The sequence below is a fragment of the Rhodovulum sp. BSW8 genome (assembly GCF_003314725.1).
GTDB classification, from domain to species: Bacteria; Pseudomonadota; Alphaproteobacteria; order Rhodobacterales; family Rhodobacteraceae; genus Rhodovulum; species Rhodovulum visakhapatnamense.
Genome location: NZ_QNVX01000005.1, coordinates 87,562 through 104,115 on the forward strand (window position 1 = coordinate 87,562; position 16,554 = coordinate 104,115).

The window sequence follows — 16,554 nt, forward strand, 5'->3', positions numbered from 1 at the left end:
GGGAAAACTGTCCGATGTCGATCCTGTCGCCGTTCCCAGCCGATGAAGCCGAAGATCCGGACGGACCGGCACGCCGCGGCGCCCCGCGCCGTGCCGGTTCCGGCTTTGCCCGCTTCGCGGCCTTCGTCGAGGCCGAGATCGGCGTGCGGCTGTCCGAGGCGAAGCGCACGATGGTGGACGGCCGACTGCGGCGGAGGATGTCGCAGCTGGGCATTTCCGATCTCGACAGTTATTTCAGGCACCTCTTCGAGGATGGCGCGCTCGATGAGGAACGCACGGCAATATTCGACGCCGTCACCACGAACAAGACCGATTTCTTTCGCGAATCCGCGCATTTCGACCATCTGATGGACGTGGCTGCGCCGGCCGCGATCGCGCGGCGCTCGGGGACAGGACAACCGGTCAAAGTCTGGTCCGCCGCCGCCTCGACCGGGCCCGAGGCCTGGTCCATCGCCATGTGTCTTGCCTCGCTTGCAGACCGGGACGGGGCGTTCAACTGGGCGATCCTCGCGACCGATATCAACACCGAGGTGCTGGCCATCGCGCGCCGGGCGATCTACCCCGAATCGATGCTGGGGCCGCTCCGCCCGGAGGATCGCCAGCGCTGGCTGATGCAGGGCCATGGCGATCACAGGGGCAGCTGGCGGATCGTGCCCGAACTGCGCCGCCGGGTCCGCTTCGGTCAGCTCAACCTGATGGATCTCGACTTTTCGATCGATACGGATATCGACGTGGTCTTTCTGCGCAATGTGCTGATCTACTTCTCGGCAGAGGACCAGACCCGCCTCATCGACCATATTTCGTGCCATCTCGCGGTCGGCGGCACGCTCTATCTTGGGCATTCGGAATCGATGGTGGCCCACCGCTCCGACCTCCGGCAGGTCGGCCCCGCAACCTTCGTCAAGGCTGAGTGACATGGCGCGTTCCGAGATCTCAGACCCGATCCGCGTTCTCCTGATCGACGATAGCGCCTCGATCCGGATCGCGTTCAAGAAGCTGATCGCCGAAGATCCCGGGCTGGAGCTGATCGGCGCCGCACCCGATCCCTTCGTCGCGGTCGAGATGATGCGCGACCGCCTGCCGGACGTTCTGTTGCTCGATCTGCAAATGCCGAGGATGGACGGGCTTACCTTCCTGCGCAAGATCATGAGCCAGCGTCCGCTGCCGGTGGTGGTGATTTCCGCCTTCACGAAGTCGGGATCCGAGGCGTCGTTTAAGGCGCTGGAACTGGGCGCGGCCGAAGTTCTGGCCAAGCCCAGCGTGTCCACCCCCGACGAGCGGCGCGAGGCCGCAATACGAATTTCTGATGCGATCCGGGCCGCGGTCCAATCCCGTCAGCCGCGCGCCCGGTCGGCCCGGGTGGCCGGGCCGATCCAGGTCGGCGAACGCCACACCGCCGATGTGATCCTGCCGCGCATCGCGACCGCGCCGGGGTTTTCGGGTCCGCCGGTGATCGCCATCGGCGCCTCGACCGGCGGCACAGAGGCGCTGAAGGTCGTGCTGGAGGCGCTTCCCTCCGGGCTGCCGCCCATCGCGGTCGTGCAGCATATGCCCCAGCATTTCACCCGCGCCTTTGCCGACCGGCTCAACCTGACCTGCCGCCTTCACGTCAAGGAGGCCGAGACGGGCGAGGTACTGACCCCGGGGGTCGCGGTGATTGCGCCCGGTCATCGCCATCTGGTGCTGCGGCGCAGCGGCAAGCTGTATCGGGTCGAGCTGCATGACGGTCCCTGCGTGGCGCGCCACCGTCCGTCGGTCGATGTGCTTTTCCGGTCGGTGGCGCAGGCCGCGGGGGGCGGCGCCGTGGCGGCGATCCTGACCGGCATGGGCGATGACGGCGCGCAGGGCATGGCCGAGCTGCGTCAGGCCGGTGCCTGGACCCTGGCCCAGGACGAGGCCAGCTGTGTCGTCTACGGCATGCCGCGGGCTGCCGTTGAATTGGGCGCGGTCGACCGCGTGGCCACGCTTGGCGACATCGCCCGCGAGATTACCGCCCGCGTGACTCGGGAAGACAGAAAGGCCGTGCCGTGACCGCCCATTCGCGAACTTTTTCCCAGCATGGATCGCGCCATACCGGCGGGGCCGAGGTGCATGTGCTGCGTCGCGAGGTCGAGGCGGCGTTTCTGGCCGCCGGCCGGTCGCTCGTGTCCATGGACGAGCGGATCGAGGTCCTGACCGTGCCGCTGGGCGATCTGGTGAACCGGGCTCCGACCGTGCTGGACGCGGTCGGGGCCTATGCCAACCGGCTGCAGACCTCGGCCGGGGCGCTCGACACCGACCTGCTGGCCGGCGCCCGGAACGTGACCGAGCTTCGCTCGATGATCGAGAAGCTGGGCGCCACCGTCACCGATATCGGGCGCAAGCTGAAGACGATGAAGTTCGTTGCCACCAATGCGCGGATCTATGTGTTTTCGCTGAGCACTAGGCATATGCGTCTGGAGGCCTTCGCCGAAAGCGCCCGCGATCTTGTGGGCCATTCCGATGCGATCGTGACCGATGTCGCGACGGTCACGGAATGCATCTCTGACTGTCTGGCGGTTCTGGCGCATCGCGACTTGCCCAGCCTGAGGCGAGAGGTGGCGGCGCTTTTGCCCCAGTTCGCCGAGGTCGGGCAGATGGTCTCTGCCTTCCGCGGCGAGAGGCGCAACGAAACCGCCTTCGGGCGGCCGCTTGCCTCGACCATGGACCGGATGAAGGATGAATTCGGCCAGTTGATCGTCAGTCTTCAGGCGGGCGACCGGGCCAGCCAGCGGATCGACCATGCCGGCCAGATTCTCGACCTGGCGAACGCTCCGGGCGGCGATCCGGCGCTGGCGATGCTGGCCCAGGCCCAGCTTGCCGGGGCCCATGCCGATCTTGCGGCCGAAACCGAGAACATCCTGATGGGCCTGCGCGACGGCGTCGCGCGGTTTGAGGATATTGCCGGCAGTTCGGGCGCCGGTTCGGAACGGCACCGGCTGACCCTCTTCGAGATGCTGCACGACCGGGTCCGGTCCGCCGAGGCGCGTGTTGATGAGATCCGGCATCGGCGCACGGTCATGCTCGAGGCGTCCGAGCTGTTGCTTTCCGAGATGGAGCGTCTGCGGAAGGTGTTGACCGATATCTCGTCGCTGGCCGAGGATCTGCGTCTGGTGGGGACCAATGCCGTGCTGGCCTGTGGCGAGCTGGGCGATGACGGGGATGCGCTGCGCGAGATCGCGACGCAGCTGCGCCATCTGGCGGCGGGGGCGGCGGGCGAGTTCGGCACGGTCTGGCGGTCGCTTGCCGCGACCGACAAGCGGATCTCTTCGCTGGTCGAGGGGATCCGGTCGCGCCTTGCGACGGCCATCGCCGAGATCGAGACCTCCGGGTCGCAGATGGCGGTCGAACTGGAGGATGTGTTCAGCGCGGGCAAGGCGGTCAGCCAGGGCACGGGCCAACTGCTGGCCTCGCTGCGCGAGACGGTCCCCCAGACCTGCGAGGACCTGCAGTCGGTCCTGGGCCGGATGGGTCGGATCGCCGAGTCCCTGCGTGATGCCGAGGAGGTGGCCCCTCTTGTCGATCCGGACCCGGAGCTGCTGCGCACCGCCTGGGACCTTTACACGATGGACGCCGAACGCGTGCTGCATCGCGACTTTTGCGACCGCATGCGCTGGACCCCGCCTCCCGATTGTGCTGTCGCCCAGGTCAGCAGCGCGGAAGATGTGTTCTTCTAGGTGTTCAGTCCCTGGCGTTGTTGCAGAACTCTGGCCGCGAAGGATTCACATGACGAATCCAGGCGGTTAGACGGGTGGCATGAGCAAGCCCGAGCCCGCCCGCTACCGCACAACGAACTGGTCCGCCTACAACGCAGCCCTGCGCAATCGGGGGCGTTGCTGATCTGGCTGGATATGGAGATGGCCTGGTCCGCGCCGCATGAGGGCTGCCCTGGGCGCCCGCCGGTCTTCTCAGACGCGGCGATCCAGTTTTGCTTGTCGATTAAGGTGTTGTTCAAGTGGCCGCTGCGGCAGGCCGCCGGGGTGGTGGCGAGCCTGCTGCGCTTGGCGGGGCTCGCCTGGCCTGTTCCGGACTACTCCACGCTGTGTCGCAGGCAAAAGACCCTGACGGTTCAGATCCCGTATCGCCGAGCCGGCGGATCGCTGAACCTGCTGGTGGACAGCACGGGCATCAAGTTCCCTGGCGACGGGGAATGGCAGGCCCGGAAGCATGGTGTTCAGGGACGGCGCCAATGGCGCAAGGTCCATCTGGCCATGGACTCCGCCACATCCGACATCCGCGCGGTCGAGTTCACGCCCAGTCGAGAAGGCGATAGCCTTGTCCTGCCGGACCTCCTTGGCCAGATCCCGGACGACGAAGCCATCGGCACCGTTACCGCAGACGGGGCCTACGATACCCGCCGCTGCCGCGGCGCCATCATCGCACGGGGCGGCACGGCCATCATCCCGATCCGCAAGAATGGCAGACCGTGGAAGGAGGACAGCCCGGCTGCTCGGACCCGCAACGAAACCCTGCGCGCAACGCGTCACTACGGCCGGGCGCTCTGGAAACGGTGGACGGGATACCACGTCCGCAGCCGCGCCGAGACCAAGATGCCCTCGCCGGTTCGCTCGAACCGGTGGCGCTGAACCGGCTCGAGCTCAAGTCCTTCGGAGAGCGCATCGCCGCGAGAGACCCCGATCGCCAGACCGCCGAAATCCAGATCCGCATCATTCGCCATTGTCGCTCGGACCAATGGCGCGGCATGGCTCATTTATGAACCGCTTCAACGCCCTCGCAACAGCCGAGATCGTCCGCGTCGCATGACGTCAGTGGGGTATGGGGCAGTCATGCCTCAGGCGCGAGTTCTGCAACACCGCCGCCTCCTTGCCTCAAAGTCAGGGAGCAAAGCGTCCACAAATCCAGGGGCACCTCAAAGCGCATCGGCCGTGAAGACGCGGTATTCCGGTTCCGGGGCTGCTCGGCGATGGCCGCCTCCTCGGCCTCAGACGGAACCATCGAACGTGGCTTCTTAGGGCCGGTCTTGCGATCATCGACCGTCTGATGTTTGCGCCACTTCGCTACCGTCTCGGGGGTCGTCGGGAAAACGATTCACCGGATCGTTTTCCGATCCTCCCCGCTCCGCAGGTCCCGGCTCAGCGTCGCGAGCGACGCTTGCGATCGCTGTATCGCTGCTCTGACCGCGTACGTGGTCGCGGCGTTTCCGTGACGAACTTGCCCCGTAGCGCATCCCTCCATTCCTTCGAAGGGACCACACCATCAAACCCAGGGATCGAACACCTGGACCAGGTTCTCCCGGCCGGTCCGCCCGTCCTTATGCGGTCCGCAATCCTGAAGCACAGACAGCCTGCGCAGCACCGGTCGCGTCAGCGGGCCGCCCGGTCGATCCCCTGGTACCAGGCGACGATCCGGGCCCGTTCCTCGGCCGCCATCATCATCACGTTGCCGGGCGGCATCGCCCGGCTGAGCCCCGCATGCCGGTAGATGTCCCGGGCATGGAGCGCGATCCCGCCAGGGCTGTCGAGCCGTACGCCCTTCGGCGCCTGGCCGAGCCCGGGCCAGAGCGGCTCGGCGCTGTGGCACATCGAACAGCGGCTTTCGACGATGTCGCGCACCTCGTCGAAGCCCTCGGCGGCCGCGACGCGGTCCAGCGGTGCGGGCAGGGCGGCGGTCTCGGGGGCTTGGACCGCGTTCTGCGTCGGGGCCAGAGACAGCGCGACGATGACCAGGAAGATCGCGGCCGTCGCGCCCCAGGTCCACCAGGGGCGGCCCTTCCGGGCATGCATGGTGTTGAAGAAATGCCGGATCGTGACGCCCATCAGGAAGACAAGGCTTGCGATCAGCCAGTTATAGGGGCTTGCGAAGGCCAGCGGGTAATGGGTCGACAGCATCAGGAAGAGGACCGGAAGCGTCAGGTAGTTGTTATGGGTCGAGCGCAGCTTGGCGATCTTGCCGTATTTCGGATCGGGCGTGCGGCCGGCCTTGAGATCGGCCACCACCACGCGCTGGTTCGGCATGATCACCAGAAAGACGTTGGCCACCATGATCGTGCCGGTGAAGGCCCCCAGATGCAGCAGGGCCGCCCGTCCGGTGAAGATCTGGGTGTAGCCCCAGGCCATCGCCACGATGATCGCGAAGAGGATCAGCATCAGTGTCGTGGGCCGCCCGCCCAGCGGGCTGCGGCAGAGCAGGTCGTAGCAGATCCAGCCGATGGTCAGCGAGCCAGCCGACAGCGCGATGGCCTGCCAGGGCGCCCACTGGATCTTGTCATAGTCGATCAGGTAAAGATCCGCGCCCATCCAGTAGACCAGCGCCAGCAGCATCAGCCCGGACAGGAAGGTCCAGTAGGCCTCCCATTTGAACCAGGTCAGATGCTCGGGCATGTGCGCGGGCGCGACCGTGTATTTCTGGATATGGTAGAAACCGCCGCCATGAACCTGCCATTCCTCGCCCAGAACGCCTTCGGGCAGGGGGCGGTCCTTCGTCAGCCCCAGATCGAGCGCGATGAAGTAGAAGGACGATCCGATCCAGGCGATACCGGCGATGACGTGCAGCCAGCGCACGGCGAATTCAAGCCAGTCCCAGACCAGCGCGATGTCGAACATGGGTGTTCTCCCTGAGTTGGCCGCAGGCTATACGCGGGACCGGCTTTCTGATAATTCCCGATTATCCCGAGCAGTTTCAAGAAATCCCGAAGAATAGAGCGTGGCCGGCATCAATAACATCCGCATGTTCGTTCGTGTTTACGAATTGGGCAACATGTCGGCGGCCGCGCGCGATCTGCAGGTTTCGGCGGCGGTCGCCTCGTCGCGGATCGCGGACCTGGAACGGCATCTGGGCATTCGTCTTTTCACCCGGACCACGCGCTCGATCCAGCCGACCGAACAGGGGCGGATCTACTATCCCAAGGCGGTGCAGGTGCTCGAGGCGCTGGAAGAGGCCGAGGCTGCGGTGCAGGAAGTCACCCATCACCCGCGCGGCTCGTTATACGTGTCGGCGCCGCTGGGCGTGGGGCGGCGGCTGATCGCGCCCAATGTGGTGCTGTTCCAGGACCGGTATCCGGACATTCATGTGCGGCTGAGGCTGTCGGACCGGCGGGTCGATCTGGCGGGCGAGGGGCTCGATGCGGGGTTTCTGCTGGGCGATCTGCCGGATTCGGGGCTGAAGGTCCGGTCGCTTGGCGATTGCCCGCGGGTGCTGTGCGCAGCCCCCACCTATATCGCGCGGCGGGGGATGCCGCGCAGCGGGGCCGACCTGATCGGGCAGGGCCATGATTGTCTTTTGCTGCGCTTTCCCGGCTCGCGCGAGTTTCGCTGGACATTGCAGACCGCCGAGGGGCCGCAGGCCTTCAACGTCAAGGGGCCCTATGCCTGCGATGATGGCGACGTGCTGACCGCCTGGGCGCTGGACGGGCGGGGCGTGGTGCTGAAGCCGGTCTTCGACGTGGCCGAGCATCTGGCCTCGGGCGCGCTGCTTCCGGTCTGCCAGGAGACCCCGCCGCCCGATGCGCGGCTGGCCTGCCTCTTTCCGCACAAGCGCAATCAGGACCCGAAAAGCCGGTTGTTCATCGAGTTCATGGCGGGGCGGATCAAGACGGCGCTGCGTGCCCGCGACCGGATCTATCAGCTGCCGCGATAGGTCGAATAGCCATAGGGCGACAGCAGCAGGGGCACATGGTAATGCGCCTCCGGGTCGTCCATGCCGAAGCGGATCGGGATCTGGTCGAGGAAAAGCACCTCGCCCCCCGCAAGGCCCGAGCGTTTCAGATAGTCGCCCGCGAAGAAGACCAGTTCATAGGTGCCGGTCTTGAAGGCGCCGGGCGGCAGGATCGGGGCGTCGGTGCGGCCGTCGGCATTGGTTTCCACCTCGGCGATCTTGCGGTGCGAATTGCCCGAGACGCGGTAGAGGGTGATCCTCAATCCTGCGGCAGGCGCGCCGGTGGCGGTGTCCAGAACATGGGTGGTCAGGTATCCAGGCATCTTGTCCTCGCGCTGCTTCGGGCCGATAGATCGCTTATGGCCCGAAAGGCCGGAACTACGGAAGACCCCGAAAGACTTTCAGGCAATTCTTGAAAGACGGCATGTTCATCCTGGTTTATGCGAAAGTATTCCGAAGGAGGACACCTTGACCCGCTATCCGCGCGACCTCCGGGGCCATGGCGCGACGCCGCCCCACCCGCATTGGCCGAACGGCGCCAAGATCGCCGTGCAATTCGTCATCAACTACGAGGAAGGCGGCGAGAACTGCATCCTGCATGGCGATGCGGCCTCCGAAGCCTTCCTGTCCGAGGTCGTGGGCGCGGTGCCCTGGCCGGGCCAGCGCCACTGGAACATCGAGACGATGTACGAATACGGCGCCCGGGCCGGATTCTGGCGGCTGCACCGGTTGTTCACCGCGCGGAACATGCCGGTCACGGTCTACGGGGTTGCGACCGCTCTGGCGCGCGGCCCCGAACAGGTCGCCGCAATGCAGGACGCGGGCTGGGAGATTGCCAGCCACGGCCTGAAATGGATCGAATACAAGGACTATGCCGAGGCCGACGAACGCGCCCATATGCTTGAGGCGATCCGGCTGCACGAAGAGGTCACCGGCGCGCGGCCGCGCGGCTGGTACACCGGGCGCTGTTCGGCGCAGACCGTGCAGCTGGCGGCCGAGGAGGGCGGGTTTGCCTATGTCTCGGACACCTATGACGACGATCTGCCCTACTGGAAGAAGGTGGGCGACCGGCATCAGCTGGTGATCCCCTACACGCTCGATGCCAACGACATGCGGTTTTCGGTGGCGGCGGGCTACGGGTCCGGCGACGAGTTCTATGCCTATCTGCGCGACAGCTTCGATACGCTTTATGCCGAAGGGCTGGAAGGCGCGCCCAAGATGATGTCGGTGGGGCTGCATTGCCGTCTGGCGGGGCGTCCCGGCCGGCTTGCGGCGCTGAAGCGGTTCCTCAATTACATCTCGGGCTTCGACGGGGTCTGGGTCGCGCGGCGGCTCGACATCGCCGAGCACTGGGCCCGGGTCAATCCGCCGGTGGAGTGGGAGAGGCCCACGGACATGGACCGCGAGACCTTCGTCGCGCGGTTCGGCGGCGTTTTCGAGCATTCGCCCTGGATCGCGGAAGGAGCGTTCGGGCTGGAGCTTGGCCCGGCCCATGACAGCGCGGTGGGGCTGCACAATGCACTGGCCCGGGTCTTCCGGTCGGCCGATGCCGAAAAGCGGCTGGCGGTGGTCAAGGCGCACCCGGATCTTGCGGGCAAGCTCGCCCAGGCGAAACGGCTGACCGAGGCGTCGAGCGCCGAACAGGCCTCGGCCGGGCTCGATGCGCTGAGCGATACCGAGCGGGCGCGGTTCGAGGACCTGAACCGCCGCTATACAGACCGCTTCGGCTTCCCCTTCATCATCGCCGTCCGTGATCACGACAAGGCGGGCATTCTCGCGGCGTTCGAGCGGCGGCTGGAAAACTCTGCCGAGGCCGAATTTGCCGAAGCCTGCGCCCAGGTGGAACGGATCGCGCTGCTGCGCCTGAAGGAGATGCTGCCGCAATGACCGGATATTTCTCGACCCTGGGCGGCCATCCCGGGCAGGACGCTCTGCATACCGGCCGCGCCGTCTTCACCGAAGCCTATGCGGTGATCCCGAAGGGCGTGATGCGGGACATCGTGACCAGCAATCTGCCGCACTGGAGGGGCACCCGTGCCTGGATCATCGCGCGGCCGCTGACGGGCTTTGCCGAAACCTTCGCGCAATATGTGATGGAGGTGGGGCCCGGCGGCGGGTCGGACCGGCCCGAGCCCGATCCGGGCGCCGAAGGGGTGATCTTCGTCACCGAGGGCGCGCTTGATCTCAGGCTCGACGGGCTGCCGCATCTGATGACGGCGGGGGGCTATGCCTATCTGCCGCCGGGGTCGGACTGGACGGTGCTGAACCCCGGCGAGGCGCCCGCGCGCTTTCACTGGGTGCGCAAGCGGTATGCCGCGGTCGAAGGCATCGACGCGCCCGAGGCCTTCTTTGTCAGCGAGGCCGATATCGCGCCGGTGGCGATGGCGGGGACCGAGGGGCGCTGGGCGACGACGCGGTTTGTCGACCCGAACGATCTGCGCCACGACATGCATGTGAACATCGTCAGTTTCGAGCCGGGCGGGCTGATCCCCTTCGAGGAAACCCATGTGATGGAGCACGGGCTGTACGTGCTGGAAGGCAAGGCCGTCTACAAGCTGAACCGCGACTGGGTCGAGGTCGAGGCGGGCGATTTCATGTGGCTGCGCGCCTTCTGCCCGCAGGCCTGTTATGCGGGCGGGTCCGGCCGGTTCCGCTATCTTCTTTACAAGGACGTCAACCGGCATCCTGCCCTGACGCTGGGCGCCTTGTGATGCTGACGGCGATACCGATCACCGCCGAGGACTTTGCGCCCTTCGGCGAGGTCGTCGAGCTGGGCGGCGAGTTCAAGACCATCAACGAAGGGTTCTGCCGCCGGTATTCCGATCTTGCGACGCTCGACATCGTCGATGGGGCGCCTGGCATCAGCCTTTTCGACGCCGAAATCCGCAGCCTTCCCTATGACTGCGGCTTGCTGGAACGGCATCCGCTGGGCTCGCAATGCTTTATTCCCATGCGGAATGCCGAATTTCTGGTCATTGTTGCGCCAGATGCGGGCGGGCGGCCGGGTGCGCCCCGGGCCTTCGTTGCCGGGGCGGGGCAAGGGGTCAATATCGGCCGGAATGTCTGGCACGGGGTGTTGTGCCCGATTTCCGGGTCCGGGCTGTTCGCGGTCGTCGACCGCATCGGGCCGGGTCCCAATCTGGAAGAAGTCCGGCTGCCCGAGCCGGTGACCGTCACGCTGGCCCCGGAGGGCTAGGCGAAAAAGACCAACAGGGAGAATGAAACGATGGCTGTAGACAGCTCGATCGGGACGCCAGAGCAGCTGCGCGACCCGAACTATACACCTGCGCTTCACAAGGCGGTGCCGCTGGGCATCCAGCACGTGCTGGCAATGTTCGTCTCGAACGTGACGCCCGCGATCATCGTCGCGGGCGCGGCGGGCTTCGGCTTCGGGTCCGAGGCGGGGGCGCAGGGCTTTCCGGACATGAAATACATGATCCAGATGTCGATGCTGTTCGCCGGTATCGCGACGCTTTTCCAGACCATCGGCTTCGGCCCGGTGGGCGCGCGGCTGCCGATCGTGCAGGGCACCAGTTTCGCCTTCATCCCGATCATGATCCCGCTGGTTGCGGGCAGGGGGGTCGAGGCGCTGCCGATGCTGTTCACCGGGGTCTTTATCGGCGGGCTCTTCCACGCGATGCTTGGCACGGTGATCGGCAAGATCCGCTTTGCCCTTCCGCCGCTGGTCACCGGGCTTGTGGTGACAATGATCGGGCTCGCGCTGGTCAAGGTCGGCATCCAGTATGCGGCGGGCGGTGTCCCGGCCATGGACACGCCCGAATATGGCAGCCTGCTGAACTGGTCGGCGGCGCTCGTCGTGATCTTCGTCACGCTGGGGCTGAAGTTCTTCGCGCGCGGGCTGCTGTCGGTGTCGGCCGTCGCGGTCGGGATCGTTGCCGGGTATCTCTTCGCTCTGGCCACCGGCATGGTGACCATTGGCGGGATCGAGACCAGCTGGGACCGCGCCGCCGTTCTGGAAGTGCCGCTGCCCTTCAAATACGGGTTCGATTTCAGCATCGCGGCGGTGGTCGGCTTCTGTCTCATGGCCTTCGTCTCGGCGGTCGAGACCGTGGGCGATGTCTCGGGCATCACCAAGGGGGGCGCGGGCCGCGAGGCGACCGACCGCGAGATCGCGGGTGCCACCTATGCCGACGGTCTGGGCACCGCCATCGCGGGGGCCTTCGGGGCGCTGCCGAACACGTCGTTCAGCCAGAATGTGGGGCTGATCGCGATGACCGGCGTCATGAGCCGTCACGTGGTGACCATCGGTGCGATCTTCCTGATCCTCTGCGGGCTGGTGCCCAAGGTCGGGGCGGTGATCTCGACGATTCCGATCGAGGTGCTGGGCGGCGGGGTGATCGTCATGTTCGGCATGGTCGTGGCCGCCGGTATCTCGATGCTGTCGGACGTGAACTGGAACCGCCGCAACATGGTGATTTTCGCCATCGCGCTGTCGGTCGGGCTGGGCCTGCAACTGGAACCGAAGGCGGTGCAATACCTGCCCGAGTCGGTCCAGATCCTGATGACGAGCGGGCTGCTGCCGGCCGCGCTGATCGCCATTCTTTTGAACCTGATCCTGCCCGAGGAACTGGCCTCCGAGGCCACCGAAGAAGTGTCGGGCGGGCTTTCGGGTCACGGTCTGGGCAGCCTCGGGCGCGATTGACGCGATCCTCGAACCGGGGCAGGGGCACCCTGAGGGTGTCCTGTTCCACCTTTTACAACCCGATTTTCCCGGCTATGTCCTTGAAGGCCGGGAAAATCGGCTCAGGTTGTTGCGTAAATTTTGGGCATCCGCATTTCTGTTGCGCGTTCGATGATGGGAAACCATTGCCGCTGCCACGGGGCGGAAATAGCGTGAGGCCATGAACGAGAGCCAGACCTTCGACGAGATGTGGGGCCGCGAACAGGTTCTGCGCCCCCCCTACGAGCGGTTTCACGAGTGGTTCGAGGGCGAGGATATCGCCCGGTTGCGTGCCAAGCAGCGCGAGGCCGAAGAGGTGTTCCGGCTGACCGGCATCACCTTCAACGTCTACGGGCGGGCCGAGGCCGAAGAGCGTCTGATCCCCTTCGACATCATCCCGCGGATCATTTCGGGGCGCGAATGGCAGAAGCTGTCGCGGGGCATCGAGCAGCGGGTGCAGGCGATCAACGCCTTTCTCTATGACATCTACCACCGGCAGGAGATCGTGAAGGCAGGGCGCATCCCCGAAGCGATGGTCTCGCGCAACGACGCCTTCCTGCCTCAGATGATCGGGGTCAAGCCGCCGGGCGGCGTCTATACCCATATCGTGGGCATCGACCTGGTGCGCACCGACGACAACGAATTCTACGTGCTCGAGGACAATGCCCGCACGCCCAGCGGCGTCAGCTACATGCTGGAAAACCGCGAAACCATGCTGCAGATGTTCCCCGAGCTGTTTTCGCGGAACCGTGTCCAGCCGGTGCAGACCTATCCGCTGGACCTGCGCCGGTCGCTGGCGGCCTGTGCGCCCGCCGATGTGGACGAGAAACCGACCATCGCGGTTCTCACCCCCGGCATCTACAACTCGGCCTATTTCGAACATGCCTTCCTGGCCGACCAGATGGGGGTCGAACTGGTCGAGGGGCAGGATCTCAGGATCGTCGGCGGCAAGGTCGCGATGCGGACGACCGAAGGCTACCGGCCGATCGACGTGCTGTATCGCCGGGTCGACGACGACTTCCTCGATCCGCTGAACTTCAACCCCGAAAGTGCCCTGGGTATTCCGGGCATCATGGATGTCTATCGCGCCGGCCGGATCACCATCGCCAATGCGCCCGGCACCGGCATCGCCGATGACAAGGCGATCTACAGCTACATGCCCGATATCGTCGAATTCTACACCGGCGAGAAGGCGATCCTGGAAAACGTGCCGACCTGGCGCTGTTCCGAACCGGAGGCCTTGGCCTATGTGCTGGACAACCTGCACGACCTCGTCGTGAAGGAGGTGCATGGCTCGGGCGGCTACGGCATGCTGATCGGCCCGACCTCGACCAGGAAGGAGATCGCGGCCTTTCGCGACAAGCTGAAGGCCAGGCCCGGCAATTACATCGCCCAGCCGACGCTGTCGCTGTCGACGGTGCCGATCTTCACCCAGAAGGGGCTGGCGCCGCGCCATGTCGACCTGCGCCCCTTCGTACTGGTCAGCCCTGCGGGCATCAAGATTACCCCGGGCGGGCTGACGCGGGTGGCGCTGAAGAAGGGCTCGCTCGTGGTGAACTCGTCGCAGGGCGGGGGCACCAAGGACACCTGGGTGCTCGAGGACTGACGCGATGCTGGGCAAGACCGCAAACGGGCTTTTCTGGATGTACCGCTACATCGAGCGGGCCGAGAATATCTCGCGGCTGGTCGAGACCGGCCAGCGCATCGCGCTGACCCGGCTTGACAGCCCCGATGACGAATGGGTCTCGGTGATGAAGACCGCGGGCGTGGCCAAGGCCTACAAGCGTCACCACGAGACCGTGACCAAGGAAGCCGCCATCGACTGGATGCTGCGCGCCAAGGAGAACCCGTCTTCGGTTCTGTCGGCGATTTCCTCGGCCCGCCAGAATGCCCGTGTGGTCAGGACCGCGCTGACCCACGATGTCTGGGAGGCGATGAACGGCTGCTACATGGCGTTGAAGGACGCACTGTCCCGGCGCGTGAACGAACGCGACCTTCCGGCCGTGATCGACCTGATCAAGGAGCGCACCGCGCTGGTCCGGGGCACGACCCAGGGCACGCTGCTGCGAAACGACATCTTCAACTTTGCGCGGATCGGCACCTTCCTCGAACGCGCCGACAACATCGCGCGCATTCTGGACGTCAAGTATTACGTGCTGCTGCCCTCGGTCTATTCGGTGGGGTCCTCGATCGACAACGTGCAGTGGGAAACGATCCTGCGCGCGGTGTCGGCGCGGGGCGGCTACCGGATGGTGCATGGCAGCCAGGCCAGCCCGCGCGATATCGCCCAGTTCCTGGTGCTCGACCGCAAGATGCCGCGGAGCCTCGAATTCTCTGTCACCAAGATCCGCGACAACCTCGAATACCTCGCGCTCGATTATGGCGACCGGCACCGCTCGCACGAGCTGGCCGAGGCGCTGAAACAGCGCTTTTCCGCCCACGACATCGACGCCATCTTCGATTACGGTCTGCATGAATTTCTGCAGGACGTGCTGGGCTCGTTGAACGAGCTGGGCCAGCAGATCGAGAAAGACTACAGATTCTACGAGTGATCCGATGCGCCTGAAGATCCGGCATACAACGCGCTACGCCTTCGACGACCCGGTGATCTACGGGCTTCAGCAGCTGCGCAAGACCCCCAAGAACGGTCCCGAACAGCGGGTGATCGCCTGGAAGACTACCGTCGAGGGCGGCGTCAAGGAGCTGAGCTTCGAGGACCATCACCGCAATACGGTCGAGCTGATCAGCTTCGAGAAGGACGTGACCGAGCTGGTCGTGCGCTGCGAGGGCGAGGTCGAGGTGCTGGATAGCTCGGGCGTGATCGGACCGCATCGCGGGCCCTCGCCGCTGTGGCTTTTCCGCCGCGCGACGCCCCGCACCCGGGCCGGACAGGGCTGTCGGGCGCTGGTGCGCGAGGTCAAGGGCGAGGGCGATCTGGACCGTCTGCACGCGCTTTTGCGGATGGTGCATGGCGCTGTGGGCTACGAGATCGGGGTGTCGCGTCCGGACTGGACCGCCGAGGATGCTGTCACCGCGGGCAAGGGGGTGTGTCAGGATCACGCGCATGTCTTTGTGGCCTGCGCCCGCGAGATGGGCTTTCCCGCCCGCTATGTCTCGGGCTATCTGATGACCGGCGACCGCGTTCAGCACGAGGCGAGTCATGCCTGGGCCGAGGCGCATGTCGAAGGCCTGGGCTGGGTCGGGTTCGACGTGTCGAACGAGATGTCGCCGGACGAGCGCTATGTCCGCGTCGCGACCGGCCTCGACTATGCCGAGGCCGCGCCGGTGACCGGATCGCGCATGGGCGGCACCGGAGAGGCGCTGTCGGTCGAGATCGAGGTGGCCCAGCAATAGCGCTGGCGCGCCCGTGCAGGGGCTGGGACGGCGATGACCTATTGTGTGGGCTTGATGCTCGAGCGCGGGCTGGTGATGATGTCGGACACCCGCACCAATGCCGGCGTCGACAACATCTCGACCTTCCGCAAGATGTTCACCTGGGAAAAGCCCGGCGACCGCGCGCTGGTGCTGATGACGGCGGGCAATCTGGCCACCACGCAGTCGGTGGTCTCGATCCTCGACGAACGCACCAAGGCGCATGGCGAGCGCGACCCGTCGCTTTTCGAGGTGCCTTCGATGTTTCAGGCGGCGCGGCTGGTGGCGCGGACCCTGAAGGACGTGATCGCGGCCCATGCCGATGTCGGCCAGCGCGCCGATGCCGCCTTCAACGCGACGCTGATCCTTGGCGGCCAGATCAAGGGCGGCGCGCCGCGGCTGTTCCTGATCTATCCCGAAGGCAATTTCATCGAGGCCGGCGAGGACACGCCCTTCTTCCAGATCGGCGAAACCAAATACGGCCGCCCGATCCTGGTGCGTGCCTATGACCCGGCGATGAGCTTCGAGAAGGCGGTCAAGCTGATGCTGGTCAGCTTCGATTCCACCCTCAAGGCCAATCTTTCGGTCGGCATGCCCTTCGATCTGCAAGTCTACGAGGCCGACAGCCTGCAACTGGGCCGCCGCATCCGCATCCGTGCCAACGACCCCTATTTCGAGCAGATCTCGACCGGCTGGGGCGAGGAGCTGAAAGCGGCCCTCGACAGCTTGCCCGATTTCGAGTTCTGAGGTCCGTTCGGGCGGCGCCCCGGTCTGGACGGGGCAACAAGGGCTGCGAAGAGGCAATTTCGGGCCCCGAACCGGGCGGCAGCTTGGCCCGGTTGCGGCCTGGTAAATCGTCCCGTCCGTAT

General features: G+C 65.7%; 14 protein-coding genes and 1 pseudogene. 13 read left to right on the plus strand and 2 right to left on the minus strand.

Going from position 1 to position 16,554, the window contains the following annotated elements:
* The first annotated feature begins 14 nt into the window (after positions 1-14).
* The 4 genes and pseudogenes from DSD19_RS02645 to DSD19_RS02660 all read left to right on the plus strand — a co-directional run bounded on the left by DSD19_RS02645 (position 15) and on the right by DSD19_RS02660 (position 4,782).
* Positions 15-914: a protein-glutamate O-methyltransferase CheR gene (locus DSD19_RS02645; RefSeq protein ID WP_113668441.1), complete on the plus strand. Its 900-nt coding sequence runs from the start codon at positions 15-17 to the stop codon at positions 912-914.
* A gap of 1 nt (position 915) precedes the next feature.
* Positions 916-2,031, plus strand: a complete 1,116-nt coding sequence (locus DSD19_RS02650; protein ID WP_113668442.1) for a chemotaxis response regulator protein-glutamate methylesterase — start codon at positions 916-918, stop codon at positions 2,029-2,031.
* Positions 2,028-3,695, plus strand: a complete 1,668-nt coding sequence (locus DSD19_RS02655) for a hypothetical protein (protein ID WP_113668443.1) — start codon at positions 2,028-2,030, stop codon at positions 3,693-3,695. Before DSD19_RS02650 ends, DSD19_RS02655 begins: the two co-directional genes overlap by 4 nt.
* A 79-nt stretch (positions 3,696-3,774) precedes the next feature.
* Positions 3,775-4,782: pseudogene (locus DSD19_RS02660) on the plus strand (IS5 family transposase).
* Positions 4,783-5,342: 560 nt separating this feature from the next.
* Here DSD19_RS02660 and DSD19_RS02670 read toward each other — a convergent pair.
* Complete coding sequence (locus DSD19_RS02670) at positions 5,343-6,581, minus strand: urate hydroxylase PuuD (protein WP_113668444.1); 1,239 nt, start codon at positions 6,579-6,581, stop codon at positions 5,343-5,345.
* Between the two features lie 100 nt (positions 6,582-6,681).
* Between DSD19_RS02670 and DSD19_RS02675 the strand changes: the two genes are divergently transcribed.
* Complete coding sequence (locus DSD19_RS02675; protein ID WP_113668445.1) at positions 6,682-7,614, plus strand: LysR family transcriptional regulator; 933 nt, start codon at positions 6,682-6,684, stop codon at positions 7,612-7,614.
* Here DSD19_RS02675 and uraH read toward each other — a convergent pair.
* Entirely contained in the window at positions 7,599-7,955 is a 357-nt protein-coding gene (uraH, locus tag DSD19_RS02680) for a hydroxyisourate hydrolase (protein ID WP_113668446.1), read from the minus strand. The genes DSD19_RS02675 and uraH overlap by 16 nt on opposite strands.
* Positions 7,956-8,100: 145 nt before the next feature.
* On the opposite strand from uraH, the gene puuE reads away from it, so the two are divergent.
* The 8 genes from puuE (at position 8,101) to DSD19_RS02720 (ending at position 16,432) form a co-directional block, all read left to right on the plus strand.
* Positions 8,101-9,519: an allantoinase PuuE gene (gene puuE, locus DSD19_RS02685; protein ID WP_113668447.1), complete on the plus strand. Its 1,419-nt coding sequence runs from the start codon at positions 8,101-8,103 to the stop codon at positions 9,517-9,519.
* Positions 9,516-10,343: a bifunctional allantoicase/(S)-ureidoglycine aminohydrolase gene (locus DSD19_RS02690; RefSeq protein WP_113668448.1), complete on the plus strand. Its 828-nt coding sequence runs from the start codon at positions 9,516-9,518 to the stop codon at positions 10,341-10,343. Before puuE ends, DSD19_RS02690 begins: the two co-directional genes overlap by 4 nt.
* The gene (locus DSD19_RS02695; protein WP_113668449.1) at positions 10,343-10,828 is read left to right on the plus strand and encodes an ureidoglycolate lyase; all 486 of its coding nucleotides are present in this window, start codon (positions 10,343-10,345) and stop codon (positions 10,826-10,828) included. Before DSD19_RS02690 ends, DSD19_RS02695 begins: the two co-directional genes overlap by 1 nt.
* Before the next feature lie 30 nt (positions 10,829-10,858).
* Positions 10,859-12,295 carry a nucleobase:cation symporter-2 family protein gene (locus tag DSD19_RS02700; protein ID WP_113668450.1) on the plus strand — a complete coding sequence of 479 codons (1,437 nt, stop codon included), beginning with the start codon at positions 10,859-10,861 and terminating at the stop codon, positions 12,293-12,295.
* A 199-nt stretch (positions 12,296-12,494) separates the two neighbouring features.
* Positions 12,495-13,919 (plus strand): circularly permuted type 2 ATP-grasp protein, encoded by a 1,425-nt coding sequence (locus tag DSD19_RS02705; RefSeq protein ID WP_113668451.1) that lies wholly within the window; start codon positions 12,495-12,497, stop codon positions 13,917-13,919.
* A 4-nt stretch (positions 13,920-13,923) separates the two neighbouring features.
* Positions 13,924-14,865: an alpha-E domain-containing protein gene (locus DSD19_RS02710; RefSeq protein ID WP_075785166.1), complete on the plus strand. Its 942-nt coding sequence runs from the start codon at positions 13,924-13,926 to the stop codon at positions 14,863-14,865.
* 4 nt (positions 14,866-14,869) lie between these two features.
* Positions 14,870-15,667 carry a transglutaminase family protein gene (locus DSD19_RS02715; protein ID WP_075785167.1) on the plus strand — a complete coding sequence of 266 codons (798 nt, stop codon included), beginning with the start codon at positions 14,870-14,872 and terminating at the stop codon, positions 15,665-15,667.
* 33 nt (positions 15,668-15,700) lie between these two features.
* On the plus strand, positions 15,701-16,432 hold the full coding sequence (locus DSD19_RS02720) for a proteasome-type protease (RefSeq protein ID WP_113668452.1): 732 nt from the start codon (positions 15,701-15,703) through the stop codon (positions 16,430-16,432).
* Positions 16,433-16,554: the final 122 nt, after the last annotated feature.